The following is a 20,369-nucleotide window of genomic DNA, read 5'->3' on the forward strand; positions in this document are numbered from 1 at the left end:
TCTTACATTCAGAACTTGGACACTTTTGAATCACAGAGAGGAATTAAAGTTGATGCTCGCGCTGTTTTACGGCGCGGGCATTCCTTTCATCTTTCTGTGCAGGCAGTCCAAGGCCTTGAATGTGGATGAACAGAGTTTGTCCGCGTTTTTTGTGTTTTGACATTTGCTCGATGTAAAACTCTAACTCCTTGAATGATGAAACGCTTTAATTTGCTTGTGTATGTTTACCGGGGCATAAACACGCTGGAAGAAAAATTCACCCGGAAGAATCATCCCGATTACACATCCGATTTGAGTAAGCATATCCTGATCGTGACGGGCATATCTATCGGAGCGACATTTATTACCTCGCTGCTGAGGGGTGTAGTTATGAGCATGTTGCTCGGAAATCTTTCTCCTGATTCGACAGTTGGCATACGCATGGCGATGTCTTTTCTTGTAGTGATTCCTTTTCTGTGTTGTGTCGCCTACTGGATCTATTATTTGAAACGGCATTTGTATTTGTTCTCGACGACCGGTCAGAAAATCGGATATGGACTGTTCACTTGTGTGATGCTTGCTATTCTGGGACCGTCTATTTTCCCGCTGCTTATAGCTCTTGTTTTGCTGTCCATTGCCATTTCGATCGCTTTGTTCCTGTTGAGTGTCGTGATGACGATCATTGCCTTGTTTGACGGAGGAGGTTCGAAAAAGAGGCGGTTTTCGCTCGACAATGGCGATGAGGTGACCGAAAAATCGGGATTGTTCGGCGAAAAATATTATGAAGGCCGGAGCGGAAAATCCTATGAAACCAACGATAACGGCAGGACGTTCTCCGAAAAGTAGCATTCCTCACCGGGTTTCACATGACTGCAAAAAGGCTCTCGTTTCCGAGAGCCTTTTTGCAATGAAGTCTTGTAAAATGTAGCCTATCGCCGCATCATTCCGCCCGGCATCTTGGGCATCTTCATGCCGCCGCCGGCCACGGCCTTCATCATCTTGCGCGTGTCGTCGAACTGTTGCTGCGCGCCGCGATGTCGGCCCCTTCGGCTCGCAACCGCCGGCCGTGGGCCTTTATCGTGGTGGATAACAAGGCCTTGCTACGGCAACTGGCCGACTCGCTGCCTTATGCGCAGAGTGCCGCTGCGGCTCCGATGGCTGTCGTGGTGTGCGGTGTGCTGACCGAGTCGCAGGGTGCGACCAATGCCGGGTGGTGGGTACAGGATGCGGCGGCCGCTTCGGAGAACTTGCTGCTGGCGGCCCATGCCGTCGGGCTGGGGAGGCTGTCTGGACGGGCGTGTATTCCTCCGAGGATCGCGTGCGTGCCGTCCGCAACGTGCTGGGGCTTCCCCGCCGCGTCGTGCCGCTCAACGTGATACCGATCGGTTATCCAGCCGAAAATCCCGCTCTCAAGCAGAAGTGGGACCCTGCAAAGGTCCGCTGCAACGGCTGGGCCGAGTAAACGGAATCCCTGTGCAAACCGCAGGGATTCTTTGCTATTGAGCTTTTATCCATTCGAAAACGGGGTCGACTCCTTTTTTGAAATCTGCGAAACTCATCTCGATCGACATGTCGGGTTCGATGGTCTCGATCTCTTTTTCCGAGCGTTTGAAGTATTTTGTTGAATAATTGACCAAAACCTTCGAACTCGGAAGCTGAAAGCTGCGGACCTCCCCGAAATGGTTGGGCTTTCCGGCCGTCTCTTCTCCGACGAAAACGGCATTGGTCAGCTGTTTGAAATCCATGGCGTTCAGAATCGCCGAGGAGAATGTATCGCGTCCCAGCACCACATATACCGCAACTTGCGGGTGTTGTTTGAGGGCTTGTGCGAGTCGTTCGACAAATTCGGTTCCCTGTGATGAGTTGCCGCCTCCGTTGTAACGCATGTCGAAAATGAGTTTGTCCACCGGTTTATCATTCAGCGTTTCGAATGCTTTCCGGGTAAACGCCTCGAACGACGGCAGCTTTTGCGCAGCTTCCGCGTCGCCCCGTTCAGCCGCCAGCTCACGGCTGTGACATTTGTTGTAAAGCATGTAATAGATCCGATCTTCGGGGAAATAACGGCTGGTGAAGAGGACTTTGCGGTTGGCGGTTGCGAAAGCGAGGGAGTCGGGTCTGAAATTTACGAATGCATTGTCGGGATGTATCGGCTTTACCACCTGCGTCTTTCCGTCCGACAGCATAAGCTTGACTTGCCGGGAGTCGGCAAATCCGAAGTGTTCGAGAGCTTGAAGGCTCATCACCGTTTCCGGGACGATTGACTTCACGATCGCCTGGTTGTCGATGGTGAAAAGAGTGCTCAAACTGTCGATGACCGTCGCGATGGGCGTGTCGTTGATCGCTACAATCCGCAGTCCCAAAATTTCTTTGTTTTCCGGGGTCGTTTTCGTAATGTAGAGCCCGTCGCTGACCCATAATGTGCCGAGCGGAAGAATCTGTGTCTGGTCAATCAACTGAAAGAATTGCAGCATGGTGTGTGAGTCGCCGAAGCGGGCGATCAGCTGTTGCGTTTTGAGGGCGACCTGAAAATCAGTCAGTCGCTCCGACTCTGCTTTAATAGCCTCGATTCCCGATACAAACTCCCCTTTGCTGCGGGCCGTAAAAAAGTTGCAATGCTTTTCGGGCAGCTCCTTGGTCAGAAATTCCAGATCGGCTTTCCAGTCGATTTTCCCCGATTGTGCAAATGCCGCCTGCATGCACGTGCAGAGCAACAGCAAGAGGAGTTTCTTCATGGTTTATACGTTTTCTTTCGGTGAAGGTGACGATTTTTCTGTGATCTTGCGTAATGTGCTATTTGAGACGTCCGCATGTAAACAAATCAGACAAGCCTTGGAGCCTGCCCGATCCTTATATAATACTATCGCCGCATCATCCCGCCCGGCATCTTGGGCATCTTCATGCCGCCGCCGGCCACGGCCTTCATCATCTTGCGCGTGTCGTCGAACTGTTTCATCAGGCGGTTGACGTCGGCCATCGTCGTACCCGAACCTTTGGCGATGCGTTCGCGCCGGCGGGCGTTGATGATCTCGGGATGCTCGCGCTCGGCGGGGGTCATCGACGAGATGATCGCCTCGGTCTGCTTGAACACATCGTCCGGAATGTCCACGTTCTTGAGCATCTTGCCCATGCCGGGGAGCATCGAAGCGAGGTCCTTGAGGTTGCCCATCTTCTTGATCTGCTGAATCTGCGAGATGAAGTCGTTGAAGTTGAACTGGTTTTTGACCAGTTTCTTTTTGAGCTTGCGGGCCTCCTCCTCGTCGAACTGCTCCTGTGCGCGTTCCACGAGCGACACCACGTCGCCCATGCCCAGGATTCGGTCGGCCATGCGCTCGGGGTGGAACACCTGCAAGGCGTCCATCTTCTCGCCGCTCGAAATGAACTTGAGGGGCTTGTTGACCACCGAACGGATCGAAATGGCCGCACCGCCGCGGGTGTCGCCGTCGAGTTTGGTGAGGACCACGCCGTCGAAGTCCAGCCGTTCGTTGAACTCCCGGGCGGTGTTCACGGCGTCCTGACCCGTCATGGCGTCGACGACGAACAGCGTCTCCGAAGGTTTCACGGCGGCCTTGATGGCCGTGATCTCCTGCATCATCGCCTCGTCCACGGCCAGACGGCCCGCGGTGTCGACGATCACCACGTTGTAATTCTTCTGCCGGGCGTACTTGATACCGTTCTCGGCGATCTCGACAGGATTCCTGTTACCCTCCTCGGTGTAGACCTCCACGCCGATCTGTCCGCCGAGCACTTTCAGCTGGTCGATGGCTGCGGGACGGTAAACGTCGCCTGCCACCAGCAGCACCTGGCGGCCCTTCTTCGACTTGAGCAGCGAAGCCAGCTTGCCCGAGAAGGTCGTCTTACCCGAACCTTGCAGACCCGCGATCAGAATCACCGCAGGCGTGCCCTCCAGCCGGATGTCCGTGGCCGTGCCGCCCATCAGTTCGGCCAGCTCGTCGCGGACGATCTTGGTCATCATCTGTCCCGGCTTGACGGCTTTGAGCACGTCCTGGCCCAGGGCTTTCTGCTTCACTTCGTCGGTGAAGGTCTTGGCAACCTTGTAGTTGACGTCGGCGTCGATCAGCGCGCGGCGGATCTCCTTGAGCGTCTCCGCGACGTTGATCTCGGTGATGCGCCCCTCGCCTTTGAGAATTTTGAACGACCGTTCGAGTTTATCTGTTAAATTTTCAAACATGACTTCTGAAATTATCCGAGCGCAAAGATAATCAATAATTCACAAAGCACAATCCGCCGTGGAAATTTTGTTATGCCGTGAAAAATAGTTATGTTTACAACTGAACCTAACCGTCATGCAATGAAGAAATTTCTTTTCCTGCTGCTTGCCGTCACGGCCGGGACCGCTCCGGCGCAAACCCTCGTCTATCCCGGCGAGCACGAAATGCCACCCGTCCCGAAGACCTTCGACAACGAACTGGGCGTGCGCTACGGAGCGCAGCTTTACGTGGGCGACGGGCGGGGACCCGAATTGCAGGCCTTTTCGATCGACTATGCCCGTTATAATTTTTACAATATCGGTTTTCGAACGGGGCTGAACGTCTTCGTCGACGAGGATGCCGAGAACTATTTCTCCGTGCCGCTGCAATTCACCTGGCGGACCGGACGTATCGCCTCGTCCTGGCGCCGGGAGAGCCGGGAGCGGAGCGTGCAGAATAATTACTACAACGGCTCTTATGCAGATCCTTACGGCGCTTATTCCGGCGGAGGGGCGGACGTGGGCAGTACGTTTCTCAACGTGCTGCTTGCGATCCTGCCCTCGGGGTTCGAGGTCCATGCGGGCTTTACCCCGGGGCTGATGTGCGGGCCGTTCACGACCGAAGGCTATTCGACGACCGACCCTTCGTGGCGGCCCTATACCGTCCGGCAGCGTTTCTCCTGTACGTTCGACGCGGGTGCGCGGCTGATCATCCCGATCTGGCGGTTCAACCTCTTCGGCGACTTCACCTATCACTGCTACCTGACCGATAATTTCCGGGCCGGGGAGTTTCGGCCTTCGCGCTCCTATATGGGGCTGGGTGTGGGGCTGTCGTTCAATTTTTAGGAGCGGGATTCCGGAACGGTCCCTCCGTTACCCGGTCCCTCCGTTACCCGGTCCGTCCGTCGCTACCGGAGCAGTCCGGCTTCGTAATAAATCACGATTTGCTCGATCATCCGGTCCTCGCCCTCCCTGTCGTATTCCGACTTGAGGTTCTGGCCGAAGATTTTCGAGACGCCCTGCCAGAATCCCGCCACGAAACCGCCGCGGAACTCCTTCAACACCTCGTAGGCGGTGTATTCGGTTTCGCGGTCGATGAGTTTCAGCAGCACGCGGCCCTGCGTGCGGGTCATGTGTTTCAGCACGGGGGTGTATTCGTCCTTGATCTCGTGGTAGATTTGTTTGATATACTCCTTCTGGGCCTTTTTGGTCGGCAGGCGGCACAACTCCTCCTCCATCGTCGCCATCTTGGCCTTGGCGATCTGCGCGATGGGGTAGACCTTTTTCACGGCGTCCACCAGCCGGCGGTAGCGGCGCAGGTCGACCGGGCGGCTGAAGACGTAGACCGGCAGGACGTGGACCAGCGGGATCGAATCGCCCTTCTCGACCGTCCACTCCTGATGCCAGAAGCCACGGCCTCCCTGCGCCTGCGCTTGGGAAAGCGCGGCGGCGAGCAGGGCGATGAGGAGTATCCACTTTTTCAACGGCGGCGAATTTTTTGTACCTTTGCGGCGGAGTCCGGACGAAAACCCGTGCGGTTTTGCATCCGGTTTGCCGGGATGTCTCCGGCAAAGATAACGATTCACCGCAATAAACGAATTACGAACAGCGAATATTATGCTTGAAAAAGGACTTTCCGCCCGCAGCGCCGCAACCGTCGCCGCCGGCAACACGGCCGCCGCGATGGGTTCGGGCGACCTTGCGGTTTTCGCCACCCCCGCGATGGTGGCGCTGATGGAGAACGCCGCCATGACGGCCGTTGCCGGCGAACTTCCCGAAGGCGCGACCACCGTCGGCTCCGAGATGAACGTCACGCACATCAAGCCGTCGGGGCTTGGCGCCGAAATCACCGCCACGGCCGTGCTTGCCGAAGTCGAGGGGCGCAAGCTGACCTTCAACGTCGGGGTCCGCGACGCCGAGGGGCTGATCGGCGAGGGCATCCACATCCGCTACATCGTCGACCGGGAAAAATTCATGGCCAAGGTGAAGTAACGGAAAAGCTCCGGATCTTCTGCGTCTGCGAAAAGACGTACAGCTTGATTTGTAGTTATTTATGCCGGATCGAAGGATTGGGCTCCGTGTTTGGACAGGGCTCGATCCTTTTCGTTTGTGTACAATTCTGTTCAAGTCGCCCGATGCCTGTAAATTTCTGTGCTTATACTACTTAATCTTGCTGAATTATTGGCGGTTGAATTTGCATAATTGATTTTTTTCGTTATTTTTGCCCTACATCCATTACAACTACATATTGTAATTATCCGTAAGACTCTCGCGAACCTGCCTTCAATGTTTCATCCTTAAACTTCAAACTATGAAAACTCGCATTTTGACTTTGACAGCAGCCCTGCTTCTACTGGGTGGGTTTGTCGCATGCAACGACTCGGAAGAATCCGAATATATCGGCACTCCTCCCGTCACAGCCTCCGCGGACGTATCGGCTTTTTTCAAGACCTATCTGCCTTCGAGTTCCAGTTCGCATCCCGAGCCGGAATTCAATTTCAGCGAGATCGATGATCGCGACATCGAATGTTTTGTGATCAACAGCATGGAAGAGTTCGAGGCCGTTGCACCTCCTTCGGTCGAGCTGCCGGTAATCGACTTTGACAAATATACCCTTATTATTGGACAGCATTGGATGGGGCATCCCGGATACTCTTTCGAGAAGCAGGCCGTCGATACCGAATCCGATAAGATGACATTGAATTTGGTGTATAAGCAACTGAAGGGTGGTACTCCGGCGATTATGACTATTTTTTATTTCTGGGGACTATACGACAAACTTCCCGAAAAAACGCTTACTGTCAACAAAATCATAATTTAGATATTCTTAATATCATGAAAAAGCTGCTTTCTCTTATCATTGCAGTCATAACATTTTATGGTTGCCAGGATGACATTTTGTCAGAGGAATATCAAGAAAACGTTCCCGCGACCCGTGCGTCTGTGGGTTCGTCTGATTATTATTATTTGGTGTGACGGTGTGAAAATCCCACTAACGGTCAACGAGAACAAGTCGTATGTTTTGGTTGAAACCGCAAAAATTGAAAGTGTTCGCAAATCGGCCGTAAATATCCGTGGGGGAAATACCAGAACTATTGATAACTATGCTGCGCTGGGCATAAGATCGTCAAAAGAGTTCCGCATGCAAAAAAGTCTTACGTCGTTTACGCTGGATAACGCCCAACAAAAATCGATTAATCCGCAGGATGTAGTGTATGAGGCTCCCTATTTTAAAACAAGCGATGGCGCCGATCTCGGCATAACGAATGTATTCAGCGTACAACTGACAGGAGAGCAAGACCTTGCCAAACTTCAAAAAATCGCGGAAGAGTATAATCTGGAGATATTGGGAGAAAACAAATTCGACCCGAGTATCTATTATCTTTCGTGTACAAAGGAGTCGAAAGGGAATGCGCTCGAAATGGCGAATTTTATGTATGAATCGGGCGCGTTTGAGTATGCAACACCCGAGTTTATCGTTGAGTCGATGCCCGACGCCGCTCCGAACGATACCTATTTCAGCTATCAATGGAATCTGAAAAACGTCTCTTATTCGGGGATCGATATCAATTATGTGAACGCAAGGAATGCCTTTGCTTTTCCATATATCAACGATATTATCGTTGCGGTTGTCGATAACGGTGTTTATAATAACCATGATGATTTACATTTGTATAATGTCAGTTACAACGCTCACACGGGAGGAATTCCAAGTGGGCTATACGGAGATCACGGCACAAAGGTTGCCGGTGTTATCGGAGCCACGGCTAATAATGGCAAAGGCATTGCAGGCGTTGCATCCGGAGTGAAAATCATGCCCATCAGTATTTGTTATACTGATAACGAGCTTGGCATAGCTGCCTCCACCACGACCAATTTTGCGAATGCAATTCGGTTTGCCGCAAATAATGGTGCGCGCGTAATTAATAATTCATGGTCATTTGATACATCTTCTCCAATATCCGAAATCAATAATGCTATAACATATGCTCATGGTAAAGGATGCATCGTTGTTTTTTCATCGGGCAATAAAGGCAGTGCTGTATCACAGCCGGCAGCGGGAGCACCTTCTGCAACGTTAGTAGTAGGTGCAATAGATCGGAATGGGTACAAATCGGATTTCTCCGGTTATGGTTCTTCATTGGATGTTGTCGCTCCCGGGCGTGAAATCTGGACAACAGATGTGACCGGTGGATATACTTGTGTGCTGGGCACATCTTTTGCTGCTCCCCATGTTTCCGGCATCGTGGCTTTGATATGGGCAACGGATCCCGATCTTTCGGTATGGCGGGTACGCAATATTATCGAACAAACTACCCGAAAGATCGGCGGCAACACTTATGGTGTCGATCCGCTTCGATTGAACGGATTATGGAACCAATTTGTGGGTTATGGTCTGGTAAATGCCTATGCAGCTGTATCAGCGGTTTCGGGGCCCGCTCCCACCGCTCCAAACATCGGGACTTCATTGTCGGAGGTGGAACCCGGCGATCTTTCGATGATGGGTTTGGGGTATGATAAATGGAATATAGCGTATTTGGCCCGTGGAGAAGGGCAAGCAACGTGTTCTATTGAAAATTACGATTCTTCTGTCACTTATGTATGGAGCAGCACCCTGCCTCCGTACACGGGTGAGGGCTTCACATTTACCGTTGATTTTGCGTCGGATACCGATGAACCCGTACTTCACGATATCGAATGTCGGGTGTTGAAAAATGGTCTATCCACATCTTCCGGGGTACATCTGGCATTGATTCCGCAAGGGTACTCTTACTAAATTGATATTGGAGTTCCTGACTTACAAACTGCTGATAATTTGGCTGTAAATCAGAGGTTGGATAAAAATATTTTATCCAACCTCTGATTATACTGTTATGGGGCAAACCCGTGATCGGCAATATTCTGGGCGCACGACGCATCCGGAACTTTTCGGTCAAAGCCCGATCAGGACGTGTTCGAGCCAGATCACCGCGATGCCCGCCAGATAGCCGGACAGGGCCAGCAGCGAGATGCGTTTGAGGTACCAGCCGAAATTGATCTTTTCGAGTCCCATCGCCACGACGCCGGCCGCCGAGCCGATGATCAGCAGACTGCCGCCCACGCCGGCGCAGTAGGTCAGCAGGTGCCAGAACAGCCCGTCCGCCACGAAACTCTGTGCGAAAGCCGGATCGGCGCTCGCCGCAGCCGTTGCGACGTCGGCCACCGGGTACATGCCCATGCAGGCCGCCACCAGCGGCACGTTGTCGACCACCGACGAGAGGATGCCGATGGCGCCCGCGATGGTGAACACTTCGTGGACATTCTTGTCCAGCCAGTCGGCCATGTCGGTCAGCACGCCGCCGGTCTGCAACGCGCCCACGGCCATCAGGATGCCGAGGAAAAAGAGAATCGTCGGCATGTCGATGTGCTTGAGGACTTTGGATACGCGCGGCTGGATCGACTCCTCCATGTTGCGGATGCTGCGTTTGCGGTCGTAGATGATTTCGGTCAGAATCCACATGAATCCCAGCGACACCATCATGCCCATGTAGGGCGGCAGTCCGGTGAGGCTCTTGAACACCGGCACGAACAGCAGACTTACGACGCCCACGATAAGGATGAATAGCCGCAGGCGCGGACCGATGCATTCGGGGCATCCCGATGCGAGGGCCTTGGCGCTGACCGCGGCGGCGGGGCGGTCGGCGACGTAGCGGCTGGCGATGGCCGCAGGGATCACGACCGACACGAGGCACGGCAGGAAGAGGTTGGCGATCAGGTTGGCGGCCGTGACGTTGCCGCGCATCCACAGCATGATGGTCGTCACGTCGCCGATGGGCGACCAGGCGCCGCCGCTGTTCGCGGCGATGACGATCACGCTGGCGAAAATCCACCGTTCCTTCTTGTTGGCGATCAACCGCCGCAGCAGCATGACCATGATGATCGTGGTGGTCATGTTGTCCAGTGCGGCCGACATGAAGAAGGTGATGATCGCCAGCAGCCACATTAGTTTGCGCTTGTTGCGCGTGGTGATGTGGTCGGTGATGACGTTGAAGCCGCCGTAGCTGTCGATCAGGTCCACGATGGTCATGGCCCCGATCAGGAAGACCAGGATTTCGCACGTGTCGCCCAGCTGGTCCACCAGCTCGTGCTGAATGTGCGGGTCGTTGCCCAGGAGGCTGAACACGGTCCAGATCGCTCCGGCCATCAGCAGGGCGACGGCCGATTTGTCGATCCTGGTTTTGTGCTCCAGCGCGATGAACAGATAGCCCACCACGAAGAGCAGAATCATTGTCGGAATCATATCGTTTGCGTTTATTTACAGGGTAACTGAAGCAAAGATACGAAAAATCCGGCAGAGGTCCGGTTTTGTCCCTGCCAATTTTGCATCCGGGGGTTGGTTTTTGCGATTTTTTGTTTATCTTTGCAGTCGCTTTCGAGCGAATGTTTGAGCTGTGGTGTAATGGTAACACAGCAGATTTTGGTTCTGTCGTTCTGGGTTCGAATCCCGGCAGCTCAACACGAAAAGGCGGTCATGCGACCGCCTTTTTCGTGCATACGTTTGTTTAGCGGATCTTGCGGTGTGAGATGAGCGCGGCGATCCACAGCAGGATGACCGAGCCGATGACGGCCGTCGCCAGACTGCCCAGCGTGCCGACGGGAACCCATCCGAAGAGCGAAAAGAGCCAGCCGCCCAATACGCCGCCGATAAGCCCGACGATCAGGTTGACGAAGAGTCCCGAACCTCCTCCCTTGACGATCAGGTTGGCGATCCATCCGGCGGCCAGTCCGATCAGCAGATACCATAGAAAATACATAGTCTTGCATTTTGGAACGCTTTTCGGAGTGCAAAATCCGTACCCGGCCGGGCCGGGGCGTTTTATAACGCCTTTTTCAGCGCTTTTGCCAGCTGATCGGGACACGACGTGCCGCGGCCCCGGCAGTCGATGCCTTCGAGCCGGGCGACGGCTTCCGCGGCCGTCATCCCGCGCACGAGCGCCGCGATTCCCTGCTGGTTGCCGTGGCAGCCGCCCGTGAAGGAGACGCTTCGGACGACGCCGTTTTCGAGTTCGACGTCGATTTGCCGGGAGCAGGTTCCCTGGCAGACGTGTGTTATTTTCTGTGTCATGGAGTTACGATTTTCCGGTTTGCGGGGGCGAAGATACGAAATTCGGAGCCTTTCACAAAATGTTGAAAACTTCCTGCTCCGGAATTTTGAAAGTCGGGGAATAATGGAGACTTTTGTGACCCGCAAAGGTATCCTTCGTCCCGCCGGGGCGGAGGATAAGAGGGAATCGGGTGCGAATCCCGGACAGTTCCCGCTGCTGTATGCACTTCAATGCCGCAGGCGAATCGTCGAGCCACTGTCCCGCGGGGGACGGGAAGGCCGCCTGCGGGTCGGTGCGAGTCAGAAGACCTGCCTTTGCGCATGCAATGTCGGCCCTGCGGGGAAACGGGGCCTGTTGTGAAACGTATATACTCATATTACAATGGATTACACGCAGATTTCCATCATCAAACGTGATGGTAAAACCGAGCCTTTTTCTCTGGATAAAATCGTCCGCGCCATCACGAAGGCCTTTCGCGCGGGCGGCATAACGGACGAGGGGCAGGCCGTCGAGCAGATCGCATCCGACGTGGCGGCGGCAATTACGAAGGCCGAGATTTCGGTCGAGGAGATTCAGGACATGGTCGAGGAGCGGCTGATGAAACGCAACCCCTCGATCGCCAAACGTTATATCATCTACCGCGAGTGGCGCAACGTCGAACGCGACCGCCGCTCGTCGATCAAGAGCGTCATGGACGGCATCGTGACCGTCGAGAAGAACGACATCAACCTTTCGAACGCCAACATGTCGTCGCACACGCCCGCGGGGCAGATGATGACCTTCGCCTCGGAGATCACCAAGGACTACGCCCTGAAATATCTGGTGGGCGTGCGCCACGGCCGCGCCCACCGCGACGGGGACATTCACATTCACGACCTGGACTACTATCCCACGAAGACCACGACGTGCATTCAGTACGATCTGGGTGACATCTACGAACGGGGATTCTCGACGAAGAACGGCTCGGTGCGCACGCCGCAGTCGATCCAGAGCTACGCCACGCTGGCCACGATCGTCTTCCAGACCAACCAGAACGAGCAGCACGGCGGGCAGTCGATCCCGGCGTTCGACCATTTCATGGCCCCGGGCGTGCTGAAAACCTTCCGCCGTCACCTAACCGACATGACGCTGTTCCTGTGCGGCGTGCGGGGCGGCGTGACGCTGGAGCGCGCCGAGCTGAAGGCCCTGGTCGCCGAACACGTGCCGACGATCGAACCCTGCGAGACGGCGGTGGGGCGTCTGTTCGCCGCCCTGCGCCAGTCGGGCGTGGAGGTCGCCGACGAGGACATCCGACGCATCTGGCGGCAGGCATACGACACGACGCGCCGCGAGACCCATCAGGCGATGGAGGGATTCATCCACAACCTCAATACGATGCACTCGCGCGGCGGCAACCAGGTGGTGTTCAGCTCGGTGAACTACGGCACGGACTTTTCGCCCGAGGGCCGCATGGTCATCCGCGAACTGCTTTCCGCCACGATCGAGGGGCTGGGGCACGGCGAAGTGCCGGTCTTCCCGATCCAGATTTTCAAGGTCAAGGAGGGTGTTTCGTGGTCCGAAGAGGACTATGCCGCAGCGGTGAAGGACTTCGACAAGGCGCTGGCCGGGGAGATCAAGTTCAAAACTCCGAACTTCGACCTGCTGATCGAGGCGTGCCGCACCACGTCGGTGGCGCTGTTCCCCAACTTCATGTTTCTCGACGCACCGTTCAACCGCCACGAGAAGTGGCGCATCGACGACCCCGACCGCTTCCGCTACGAGGTGGCGACGATGGGGTGCCGTACGCGCGTCTTCGAGAATCTGCACGGCGAAAAGTCGTCGTGGGGGCGCGGCAACCTCTCCTTCACGTCGATGAACCTGCCGCGGCTGGCCATCGAGGCGATGCGCGAGGCCGGGGACATGATTCCCGACGGCAACAAACACGCGATCCGCAAGGAGGCGCGCGAAATTTTCCTCGAATCGGTGCGCAAGACCGCCACGATGATGGCCGAGCAGCTCTACGAACGTTACTGCTTTCAGCGCACGGCCCTTGCGCGGCAGTTCCCGTTTATGATGTCGAACGATGTCTGGAAGGGCGGCGGCCGGTTGCAGCCCAACGACGAGGTGGGCGACGTGCTCAAGCACGGCACGCTGGGCATCGGCTTCATCGGCGGACACAACGCGATGGTGGCGATTTACGGCGAAGGCCATGCGACCTCGAAGGAGGCGTGGCAGACGCTCTACGACGCCGTGACGGTGATGAACCGCGTGGTCGAGGAGTACAAGGCCAAATACGGGCTGAACTATTCGGTGCTGGCGACCCCGGCCGAGGGGTTGAGCGGACGCTTCACGCGCATGGACCGCAAGCGTTACGGGGAGATTCCGGGCGTCACCGACCGCGACTACTACGTCAACTCGTTCCACGTCGACGTGCGCGAGCCGGTTTCCATCGTCGAGAAAATCCGCCTCGAAGCGCCGTTCCACGCCATCACGCGCGGCGGGCACATCACCTACGTCGAACTCGACGGCGAGGCCCGGAAGAATCCCGTGGCGATCCTCAAGATCGTCAAGGTGATGCAGGACGAGGGGATCGGCTACGGCTCGATCAACCATCCGATCGACACCTGCCGCAAGTGCGGCCACCGCGGGGTGATCTACTCGAAATGTCCCGTCTGCGGTTCGGACGACATCCTGCGCATGCGCCGCATCACGGGTTACCTGACAGGCAGCCTCGAATCGTGGAACTCGGCCAAGCAGGCCGAGGAGCGCGATCGGGTAAAGCACCGGTAATTTCGATTCTCACCGGCATCTTTTGCACTTCCCTTGCGGGGCGAAACAGTTACATACGTTCGTATGCTCCTGCTTCGCCCCACTTCACGAAGCCCGAAAACCGCTCTGCGATAATCGAAATTGGCGGCCCCCTGTCCGCCCGCCTAAAATCAAAATTCACCCGGCGGAAGAATCCCTTTTTGCCGCCGTCTCCGGTCGCGTGCGGCAAGTCCCCGCCTAAAGTTTAGAGGTGGATCAGATTTGTAAACACGGCGTTCCGCCGTGAATCGAGACCGACGGTGTTGTATTCATGTTATGAAAACGCAATGGAATTATTAAGAATCATCGGCATCTATCCCGAAACCATCTCCGACGGTTACGGGCTGCGCTATGCGATCTATTTCGCGGGGTGCGCGCACCGTTGTCCCGGCTGCCACAACCCCGAGAGCCACGATCCCCGGCGGGGCGAGCCGCTGACCGTGGAGCGTGCCGAAACCATCTGCGCTGCAATCGCCGCGAATCCGATTCTCGACGGGGTGACGCTCAGCGGCGGCGATCCGCTGTTGCAGCCCGAAGCCATGGCGGCCTTTCTGCGGCTGGTGAAGGAGCGCACCGGGCAGAACGTCTGGTGCTATACGGGCTATACGCTCGAAGAGTGTCTCGCCGACCCGGCCCGCCGGGAGTGCTTGCGGTGGATCGACACGCTGGTCGACGGACGCTACGTCGAGGCGCTGCGCGATCTGTCGCTCGATTTCCGGGGGAGTTCCAACCAGCGGATCATCGACGTCGGGGCCTTGCACCTGTTCGGATAGGTGTGTGAAAAAAGAGCTGCAAATCCTTGCAGCTCTTTTTTATGCGCGGGTTATCTCTACTGACGCTGGAGGTCCGAATTGTCGGCTACGACCATGTTTTTGTCGATGCGCAGCGTCACATTGCCGTCGACCTCGATCAGCAGGGTGGTCTCCTTGATCTCCTTCACGACGCCGTAGATGCCGCCGGCGGTGATGACTTTGTCGCCTTTTTTCAGACCGTTGCGGAACTCCTGCATCTGTTTGCGGCGCTTGGCCTCGGGACGCCACATGAACAACCAGAGAACCAGCACCATGAGGCCGATCATAATAATGAAACTGTACTGCTGCATGAATCCCGGTTGAGGCTCTATGGGGACCGTCTGAAGAAAATTAATCATAATTGTATTCGTTTTAAGTGTTTATTCCATTGAACGAAGCAAAGGTACAAATTATTGCCGAATAAACAAGGATTTATTTTATGTCCGCTTCCACGAACAGCCGCAGGGGCCGCTGCCCTCCCGCCAGCGTGATGTCCAGCGCCTTGAGTTGCCAGCCCCGTTCGCCGCGCGAATCGAAGGTGAGCGTCACCTGCCGTGCGTCGCCCGGTGCAATCGGTTGTGCGTCAAATTCGAGCGTCGTGCATCCGCAGCTGCGCCGGTAGGAGGCGACGGCCACGGGACGGCTCGCGTCGTTGGCCAGCCAGAGGCGCAGCACGGCGATTTCGCCGGACCCGAGGCGTCCGAAACGCACGGTGTCCGTGCCTCCCGTGGTGAGAATCGAATCCGTTAGCGAGATAATCCGGCCCTTGCGTTCGACCGCACGGGGAGATGTGCCGCAGCCAACGGCGAGTGCCGCCAGGGCGAGGATCGCGAGCATGCGGGTCATGGCCGGCAGGGGTCAGATCAGGCCGCGCCCGGCCTTTTTGATGCGTCCTTCCGCGGTCAGCGACTCGACGATCTTGTCCAGCACGCCGTTGATGAAGGTGCTGCTGCCCGGGGTGGAGTAGTATTTCGAAATTTCGATCCACTCGTCGAGCGTCACCTTGACGGGAACCGACGGGAACGAAGTCAGCTCAGCCATCGCCGTGCCGATGATCAGGTTGTCCATGAAGACGATGCGCTCCACGTCCCAGTTGGCCGTGAACTTCTCGATGTAGTCCTGGAAGGCGGAGTAGTTGACCAGCGACTTTTCGAACAGCGTCTTGACGAATTCGGGGTCCTCGCTGCTTTTGAACTTTGCGGGAACCTTCAGTTCGGTGTGCGAGACGCGCAGGTTCGAAAGCGTGCGCAGGACCATGATCACGATGTAGGGAAGGTCGTCGGTCCAGAGGATCGACATCTCCTCCAGCACGTCGTCCAGCGCCTCGCAGCTCTGCAACTCCTTGAAGAAGTCCTCGAGCAGCTTTTTGTCGTCGTCGAACGAGCGCTCCTCGCGCTGCATGTAGTCCTTGTAGTAGTCGCTCTCGGTCAACTGCGCGTAGAGCGTGCGGATCAGTTCGGGATAGCGTTCCCATCCCAGTTTGCGGGCCGCCACGTGATCGTTCACCGCGTCGCTGTTGGCGATGGTGCGGATCACGGCGTTGTCCACGAACTTGGTGTTGGGGTTGAGGTCTTCGAATGTCGGCAGTTTCTTCTGTTTGGCCAGCTCCTGACGCTGTTCGGCGTAACGCGCGATCTCCACGGGGAGGATCAGTATCTGGAAATAGAGGTCATAGGCCTTGTCGACGGACGCCATCAGCGTTTTTTCCGACGCCATCATGTTATCCGCGCCCGATTTGAGATGGGCGAACAGCGCCTTGACGACCTTTATACGGAGTAATCTTCTGCTCAACATTTTTTTAGAACGATTTTTAACGGCCGCAAAAATACAACTAAAAATCAAGAATAAAAAATTAAGCCGGGAGAATTCTTTCTCCGGGCGATTTCCGCGCGGCCGTCGCGGCGGATTCCGGCGTATCCGAAAAAACGGGAGGCGCGATGGCCTCCCGATGCTGCAACTACTTTTCCCGGATCGACTTTTTCTTGCCTACATGACTTTGATAGACACAATAAACGATTCCGGCCACGAGCAGGACAAGGATGCAATAGCCGGTGCTTCGGGCGCTGGCTTTGAGCATGCTTTCGAGAGACATTTCCGGATAGAGAAGCGCGAAGACACAAAGAAAATAGATGAAGCAGGCGCCCATGTTTCGCAAGGTGAGGAACCGGGAAATACTCAAATCGTCGTCTTTCGTCTCTTTTGCATCGGGAACCGGACACGTATCGGGACGTTTATCCGGACCCTTTCTGATTCGGTTCCAAAAATAGACGGCCGAAAAGATCACGATGCTTACGATCGTATAAATGGCGATGCACCGCACGAGGCGTCCCGGAGAGCAATCTTTTCCGGGTGTGGGCAGAAACGCTATAATCATCAGAACGACGTAGAAATTAGCCAATCCTTTGAGAAACACTTTCAGCTCGGTTTTGTTCATGGCAGATTCATTTTAAATTCCCTCTTCGGCCTCGCCTCCGAAATAATAGCAATGGCGTTTTATATTGGTCCTAATTTAGGACATTGGATTTTGAAATAAAAGAGGCGAACGGATAAATAGAAAAAAATATACTGAATTGCGAAAGAAATATACTCTGCCGACCGCCTGCGGGGCTCTTTGCATCCTGATTTTTAATTTTTAATTCTTAATTTTTAATTTGCTTTTGCCTATCTTTGCACCCGTATGGAACAATTGGAAGAAAAACAGCCTTTCGACGTGATCGTCATCGGGGCGGGCGCTGCGGGCATGATGGCCGCGGGTACGGCGGCGCGCAGCGGCAGGCGCGTGCTGCTGATCGAAAAGATGGAGAAGTCGGGCCGCAAGGTCCGCATCACCGGCAAGGGACGATGCAACGTCACCAACGCGCGTCCGGCCGAGGAATTCGCCGATCAGGTGCGCACCAACGCCGAATTTTTCAAGGTCGCGTTCTCGGAGTTCAACAACCGGGCGGCGATCAAGTTTTTCGAACGCGCAGGCGTGAAACTCGACATCGAACGCGGCGACCGGGTCTTTCCGCAGAGCGGCAAGGCGTGGGACATCGCCAACGCCCTGCTGGAGTTCTGCGTCGAAAACGGCGTCAAGATCATCTACAATACGCGTGTTACGGAGATTCTGACCCTCGGGGACCGGGTCTTCGGTGTGAAATACATCAACAGGCGCGGTTTCGAACGCAAGGAGGAGTGCGCGCAGGTGATCCTCGCCACGGGCGGCGTCTCCTATCCCGCGACCGGATCGACGGGCGACGGCTATGCCTTCGCCGCCGACCTGGGTCATACGATCGAGCCGCTGCGTCCGTCGCTGACGCCGCTCTTGTCGTCGCACGCCCAGATGAGATACCTCGACAAGGTGCTGCTGCGCAACGTGCGCGCGACGCTCTATGTCGATAACGAACCCGTGCGCGAGGAGTTCGGCGAGATCGGATTTTCCGACCGCGGCATCGAGGGCGCCGTGGCGCTGCGCATGAGCCGCGACGCGGTGGACGCCCTGATCGAAGAGAAGCGCGTGAAGCTGGTCCTCGACCTGAAACCCGCGCTCACGGAGGAGGTGCTGCACGAACGCATCGCCCGTGAAATCGCCGGGCTGCAACCCAACGAGTTCTTCGGCGAACTGCTGCGCAAGCTGGTTCCCAAGCCGCTGGTGATGCCGCTGGCGCAGGAGGTGGACATCCGTGCGAACTGTTACGTCGGCAAAATCACCGAGGAACAGATCACGCGTCTGGTGCGTACGCTCAAGGGGCTGACTTTCCCGATCACGGACTATGCGCCGTTCGAATACGCCGTGGTGACGGCCGGCGGCGTGCGCTGTGACGAAGTGAATCCCTATACGATGGAGTCGCTGAAAGTCAAAGGGTTGTATTTTGCCGGCGAGGTGCTCGACATCGACGCCAATACGGGCGGTTACAACCTCCAGATCGCCTTTTCGACGGGCCGCCTGGCCGGGTCGCTGAAAAAATAGACGTTATGAAGATCGTCGGCCATCCCATTTCTTTCCGGTTGCCCGGGCGGGTTTCCGAACTGCGTAACCGGCTCTCACGCGCCCGTTATTTCCGCGGTCACGGAGTACATTCGCCGTTCGTCTACGACATTGTGCGCAGCGTCTTCATGCGCGACGACCTGCTGCCGGGGCGCCGGGACCTGTACGAAGCCCTGCTCACGGCGGGCGTTTCCCGCCGTCGGGCGGTGCAGTTGCAGAATCTGATGATTCATTGCGGCTATACGACCTTTGGCCTGAATCGTGCGGATGCGGAGTTCTGCGTCGCCACGTGCGGCCTGCCGCGCCCTGCGACGCTCGCGCTGGTGCGTGCGGCGGCCGAAGCGGGGCATACCGTGGCGCTGATGTCGCCCTACGACGGCTGCGAACGGCAAGCGCTGTGCGGGCAGATTATCGCGGGACACGCTTCGACGACGGTGGATAACCGCGGTTACCTGCTGATTTTCAACAACCATTTGCCGAAACAACATTTCAGGATATGAAGGTATACACGAAAACGGGCGACAAGGGAATGACCTCGCTGATCGGCGGCGAGCGGGTCTTCAAGACCGACGAACGGGTCGAGGCTTACGGTACGGTCGACGAACTGGCTGCTTTCATGGCTCTGCTGGCCGACAACATGCGCGGCGACGCTGCGTTGGCGTCGTCGGTCGGCGACCTGAACCGCATTCTTTCGCGGCTGATGTCGGTCGAGGCGCTGCTGGCCACGGGGCAGTCGGGGAGCGACAAGGTCGCTCCGCTGGACCCGGAGACCGTTGCATGGCTCGAAGGGCGCATCGACGCCATGCAGGAGGTTCTGAAACCGATTGATAAATTCACGATTCCGGGCGGAAACGCCGTGGTGTCGATGTGCCACGTGTGCCGCACCGTCTGCCGGCGCGCCGAACGCGCCGCGCTCCGTGCCGACGCCAGATACGGCGTCGACTCCACGGCGCTGGTCTGGCTGAACCGGCTTTCGGACTATTTCTACCTGCTGGGACGCACCCTCACGGCCCATTATGCCGTCGACGAGGTCCTGTGGATTCCCTGACCTGGCCGGGTATGTAAAATGCGAAGCGGCACATTCCGGGAATCGTGCCGCTTCGCATTGATATTATTTTGAGGCCGTCGGCCTCAAAATCGCTTTTTAGTATTCCTCCTCGTTGAAGAAGAAATCGTCCTTGGAGGGGTAGTCGGGCCAGATGTCTTCGATAGATTCGTAGATTTCACCCTCGTCTTCTATCTCCTGCATAGTCGATGAGTTCATCTTTCGTTGCGGGCCAGGGGGCATCTTCGAGTTTCGATGCCAGTTCAAGCGTCCAATACATAGTCACAATATTTTTAAGTTCCCAATTGTCAACGGATTATTTGTCCTCAAGGGGTGTTAACCCGTTATGGCTGATTTGCAAAAGTATAAAAAAAACGAGAAAAACAAAGAAAAATCGGCAAAACATCGTGCGTGTGTTATTATATGGTTGGTAACCAATGTTTTGAGCGGTGGAAAAAACTCGGCTGCAAATTGCGGTGAAAGGGTTTTGCCTCCTCCGGCGGGCGGC

At 56.0% G+C, this 20,369-nt stretch carries 22 protein-coding genes, 1 tRNA gene, 1 pseudogene and 1 riboswitch; of the genes and pseudogenes, 14 read left to right on the forward strand and 10 right to left on the reverse strand.

Annotated features, from left to right (window positions below):
- Nucleotides 1-192 precede the first annotated feature (192 nt).
- The 3 genes from BHV64_RS02365 (at nt 193) to BHV64_RS02375 (ending at nt 1,441) form a co-directional block, all read left to right on the forward strand.
- On the forward strand, nt 193-825 hold the full coding sequence (locus tag BHV64_RS02365; RefSeq protein WP_288115538.1) for a hypothetical protein: 633 nt from the start codon (nt 193-195) through the stop codon (nt 823-825).
- 188 nt (nt 826-1,013) lie between these two features.
- On the forward strand, nt 1,014-1,355 hold the full coding sequence (locus tag BHV64_RS02370; protein WP_229094888.1) for a hypothetical protein: 342 nt from the start codon (nt 1,014-1,016) through the stop codon (nt 1,353-1,355).
- On the forward strand, nt 1,277-1,441 hold the full coding sequence (locus BHV64_RS02375; protein ID WP_229094893.1) for a hypothetical protein: 165 nt from the start codon (nt 1,277-1,279) through the stop codon (nt 1,439-1,441). Before BHV64_RS02370 ends, BHV64_RS02375 begins: the two co-directional genes overlap by 79 nt.
- Before the next feature lie 34 nt (nt 1,442-1,475).
- Here the strand turns inward: BHV64_RS02375 and BHV64_RS02380 are convergent, their stop codons facing one another.
- A complete protein-coding gene (locus BHV64_RS02380; RefSeq protein ID WP_022062542.1) occupies nt 1,476-2,711 on the reverse strand; it encodes a S41 family peptidase in 1,236 nt (411 codons plus the stop codon).
- Nucleotides 2,712-2,836: 125 nt separating this feature from the next.
- Nucleotides 2,837-4,168: a signal recognition particle protein gene (gene ffh, locus BHV64_RS02385; protein WP_015547789.1), complete on the reverse strand. Its 1,332-nt coding sequence runs from the start codon at nt 4,166-4,168 to the stop codon at nt 2,837-2,839.
- Between the two features lie 120 nt (nt 4,169-4,288).
- On the opposite strand from ffh, the gene BHV64_RS02390 reads away from it, so the two are divergent.
- The gene (locus BHV64_RS02390; RefSeq protein ID WP_015547788.1) at nt 4,289-5,032 is read left to right on the forward strand and encodes a hypothetical protein; all 744 of its coding nucleotides are present in this window, start codon (nt 4,289-4,291) and stop codon (nt 5,030-5,032) included.
- 62 nt (nt 5,033-5,094) lie between these two features.
- Here the strand turns inward: BHV64_RS02390 and BHV64_RS02395 are convergent, their stop codons facing one another.
- Complete coding sequence (locus tag BHV64_RS02395; protein ID WP_022062544.1) at nt 5,095-5,670, reverse strand: DUF4294 domain-containing protein; 576 nt, start codon at nt 5,668-5,670, stop codon at nt 5,095-5,097.
- A 133-nt stretch (nt 5,671-5,803) separates the two neighbouring features.
- Here BHV64_RS02395 and BHV64_RS02400 point away from each other — a divergent pair, with 133 nt between their 5' ends.
- The 3 genes from BHV64_RS02400 to BHV64_RS02410 all read left to right on the forward strand — a co-directional run bounded on the left by BHV64_RS02400 (nt 5,804) and on the right by BHV64_RS02410 (nt 8,963).
- The gene (locus tag BHV64_RS02400; protein WP_217727156.1) at nt 5,804-6,178 is read left to right on the forward strand and encodes a thioesterase family protein; all 375 of its coding nucleotides are present in this window, start codon (nt 5,804-5,806) and stop codon (nt 6,176-6,178) included.
- Nucleotides 6,179-6,497: 319 nt separating this feature from the next.
- A complete protein-coding gene (locus BHV64_RS02405; RefSeq protein ID WP_015547786.1) occupies nt 6,498-7,007 on the forward strand; it encodes a hypothetical protein in 510 nt (169 codons plus the stop codon).
- A gap of 114 nt (nt 7,008-7,121) precedes the next feature.
- A complete protein-coding gene (locus BHV64_RS02410) occupies nt 7,122-8,963 on the forward strand; it encodes a S8 family peptidase (RefSeq protein WP_217727157.1) in 1,842 nt (613 codons plus the stop codon).
- 156 nt (nt 8,964-9,119) lie between these two features.
- On the opposite strand, the gene nhaD is transcribed toward BHV64_RS02410, so the two are convergent.
- Complete coding sequence (gene nhaD, locus BHV64_RS02415) at nt 9,120-10,466, reverse strand: sodium:proton antiporter NhaD (RefSeq protein ID WP_015547783.1); 1,347 nt, start codon at nt 10,464-10,466, stop codon at nt 9,120-9,122.
- A 145-nt stretch (nt 10,467-10,611) separates the two neighbouring features.
- Here nhaD and BHV64_RS02420 point away from each other — a divergent pair.
- Nucleotides 10,612-10,682 (forward strand) — tRNA-Gln (locus tag BHV64_RS02420).
- A 46-nt stretch (nt 10,683-10,728) separates the two neighbouring features.
- Here BHV64_RS02420 and BHV64_RS02425 read toward each other — a convergent pair.
- Both BHV64_RS02425 and BHV64_RS02430 read right to left on the reverse strand, forming a co-directional pair.
- Nucleotides 10,729-10,980: a GlsB/YeaQ/YmgE family stress response membrane protein gene (locus BHV64_RS02425; protein ID WP_015547782.1), complete on the reverse strand. Its 252-nt coding sequence runs from the start codon at nt 10,978-10,980 to the stop codon at nt 10,729-10,731.
- Between the two features lie 62 nt (nt 10,981-11,042).
- Entirely contained in the window at nt 11,043-11,291 is a 249-nt protein-coding gene (locus BHV64_RS02430) for a TIGR03905 family TSCPD domain-containing protein (RefSeq protein ID WP_015547781.1), read from the reverse strand.
- 109 nt (nt 11,292-11,400) lie between these two features.
- Nucleotides 11,401-11,601, forward strand: a riboswitch (cobalamin riboswitch).
- A 51-nt stretch (nt 11,602-11,652) separates the two neighbouring features.
- Between BHV64_RS02430 and BHV64_RS02435 the strand changes: the two genes are divergently transcribed.
- Nucleotides 11,653-14,040 (forward strand): anaerobic ribonucleoside triphosphate reductase, encoded by a 2,388-nt coding sequence (locus tag BHV64_RS02435; protein ID WP_015547780.1) that lies wholly within the window; start codon nt 11,653-11,655, stop codon nt 14,038-14,040.
- Nucleotides 14,041-14,345: 305 nt separating this feature from the next.
- Entirely contained in the window at nt 14,346-14,831 is a 486-nt protein-coding gene (gene nrdG / locus BHV64_RS02440) for an anaerobic ribonucleoside-triphosphate reductase activating protein (protein WP_015547779.1), read from the forward strand.
- A 56-nt stretch (nt 14,832-14,887) separates the two neighbouring features.
- Here the strand turns inward: nrdG and yajC are convergent, their stop codons facing one another.
- From yajC to BHV64_RS02455, 3 genes are all read right to left on the reverse strand, one after another.
- A complete protein-coding gene (gene yajC, locus BHV64_RS02445) occupies nt 14,888-15,208 on the reverse strand; it encodes a preprotein translocase subunit YajC (RefSeq protein ID WP_022062549.1) in 321 nt (106 codons plus the stop codon).
- A gap of 73 nt (nt 15,209-15,281) precedes the next feature.
- On the reverse strand, nt 15,282-15,695 hold the full coding sequence (locus BHV64_RS02450) for a DUF1573 domain-containing protein (RefSeq protein ID WP_015547777.1): 414 nt from the start codon (nt 15,693-15,695) through the stop codon (nt 15,282-15,284).
- A 12-nt stretch (nt 15,696-15,707) separates the two neighbouring features.
- Nucleotides 15,708-16,643, reverse strand: a complete 936-nt coding sequence (locus BHV64_RS02455) for a transcription antitermination protein NusB (protein ID WP_015547776.1) — start codon at nt 16,641-16,643, stop codon at nt 15,708-15,710.
- A gap of 154 nt (nt 16,644-16,797) precedes the next feature.
- On the opposite strand from BHV64_RS02455, the gene BHV64_RS02460 reads away from it, so the two are divergent.
- The 4 genes from BHV64_RS02460 (at nt 16,798) to BHV64_RS02475 (ending at nt 19,864) form a co-directional block, all read left to right on the forward strand.
- A complete protein-coding gene (locus BHV64_RS02460; protein ID WP_138266130.1) occupies nt 16,798-17,382 on the forward strand; it encodes a hypothetical protein in 585 nt (194 codons plus the stop codon).
- Between the two features lie 144 nt (nt 17,383-17,526).
- Nucleotides 17,527-18,798 carry an NAD(P)/FAD-dependent oxidoreductase gene (locus BHV64_RS02465; RefSeq protein WP_147620796.1) on the forward strand — a complete coding sequence of 424 codons (1,272 nt, stop codon included), beginning with the start codon at nt 17,527-17,529 and terminating at the stop codon, nt 18,796-18,798.
- Between the two features lie 5 nt (nt 18,799-18,803).
- The gene (locus BHV64_RS02470; RefSeq protein ID WP_022062553.1) at nt 18,804-19,316 is read left to right on the forward strand and encodes a hypothetical protein; all 513 of its coding nucleotides are present in this window, start codon (nt 18,804-18,806) and stop codon (nt 19,314-19,316) included.
- On the forward strand, nt 19,313-19,864 hold the full coding sequence (locus BHV64_RS02475) for a cob(I)yrinic acid a,c-diamide adenosyltransferase (RefSeq protein ID WP_217727159.1): 552 nt from the start codon (nt 19,313-19,315) through the stop codon (nt 19,862-19,864). The genes BHV64_RS02470 and BHV64_RS02475 overlap by 4 nt, the downstream gene beginning before the upstream one ends.
- A 96-nt stretch (nt 19,865-19,960) precedes the next feature.
- On the opposite strand, the pseudogene BHV64_RS02480 reads toward BHV64_RS02475, so the two are convergent.
- Nucleotides 19,961-20,141 (reverse strand): annotated as a pseudogene (locus BHV64_RS02480) (DUF2795 domain-containing protein).
- Nucleotides 20,142-20,369 lie beyond the last annotated feature (228 nt).

Origin of the sequence: Alistipes sp. 56_sp_Nov_56_25 (assembly GCF_001915285.1) — a bacterium.
Taxonomy (GTDB): domain Bacteria; phylum Bacteroidota; class Bacteroidia; order Bacteroidales; family Rikenellaceae; genus Alistipes; species Alistipes shahii.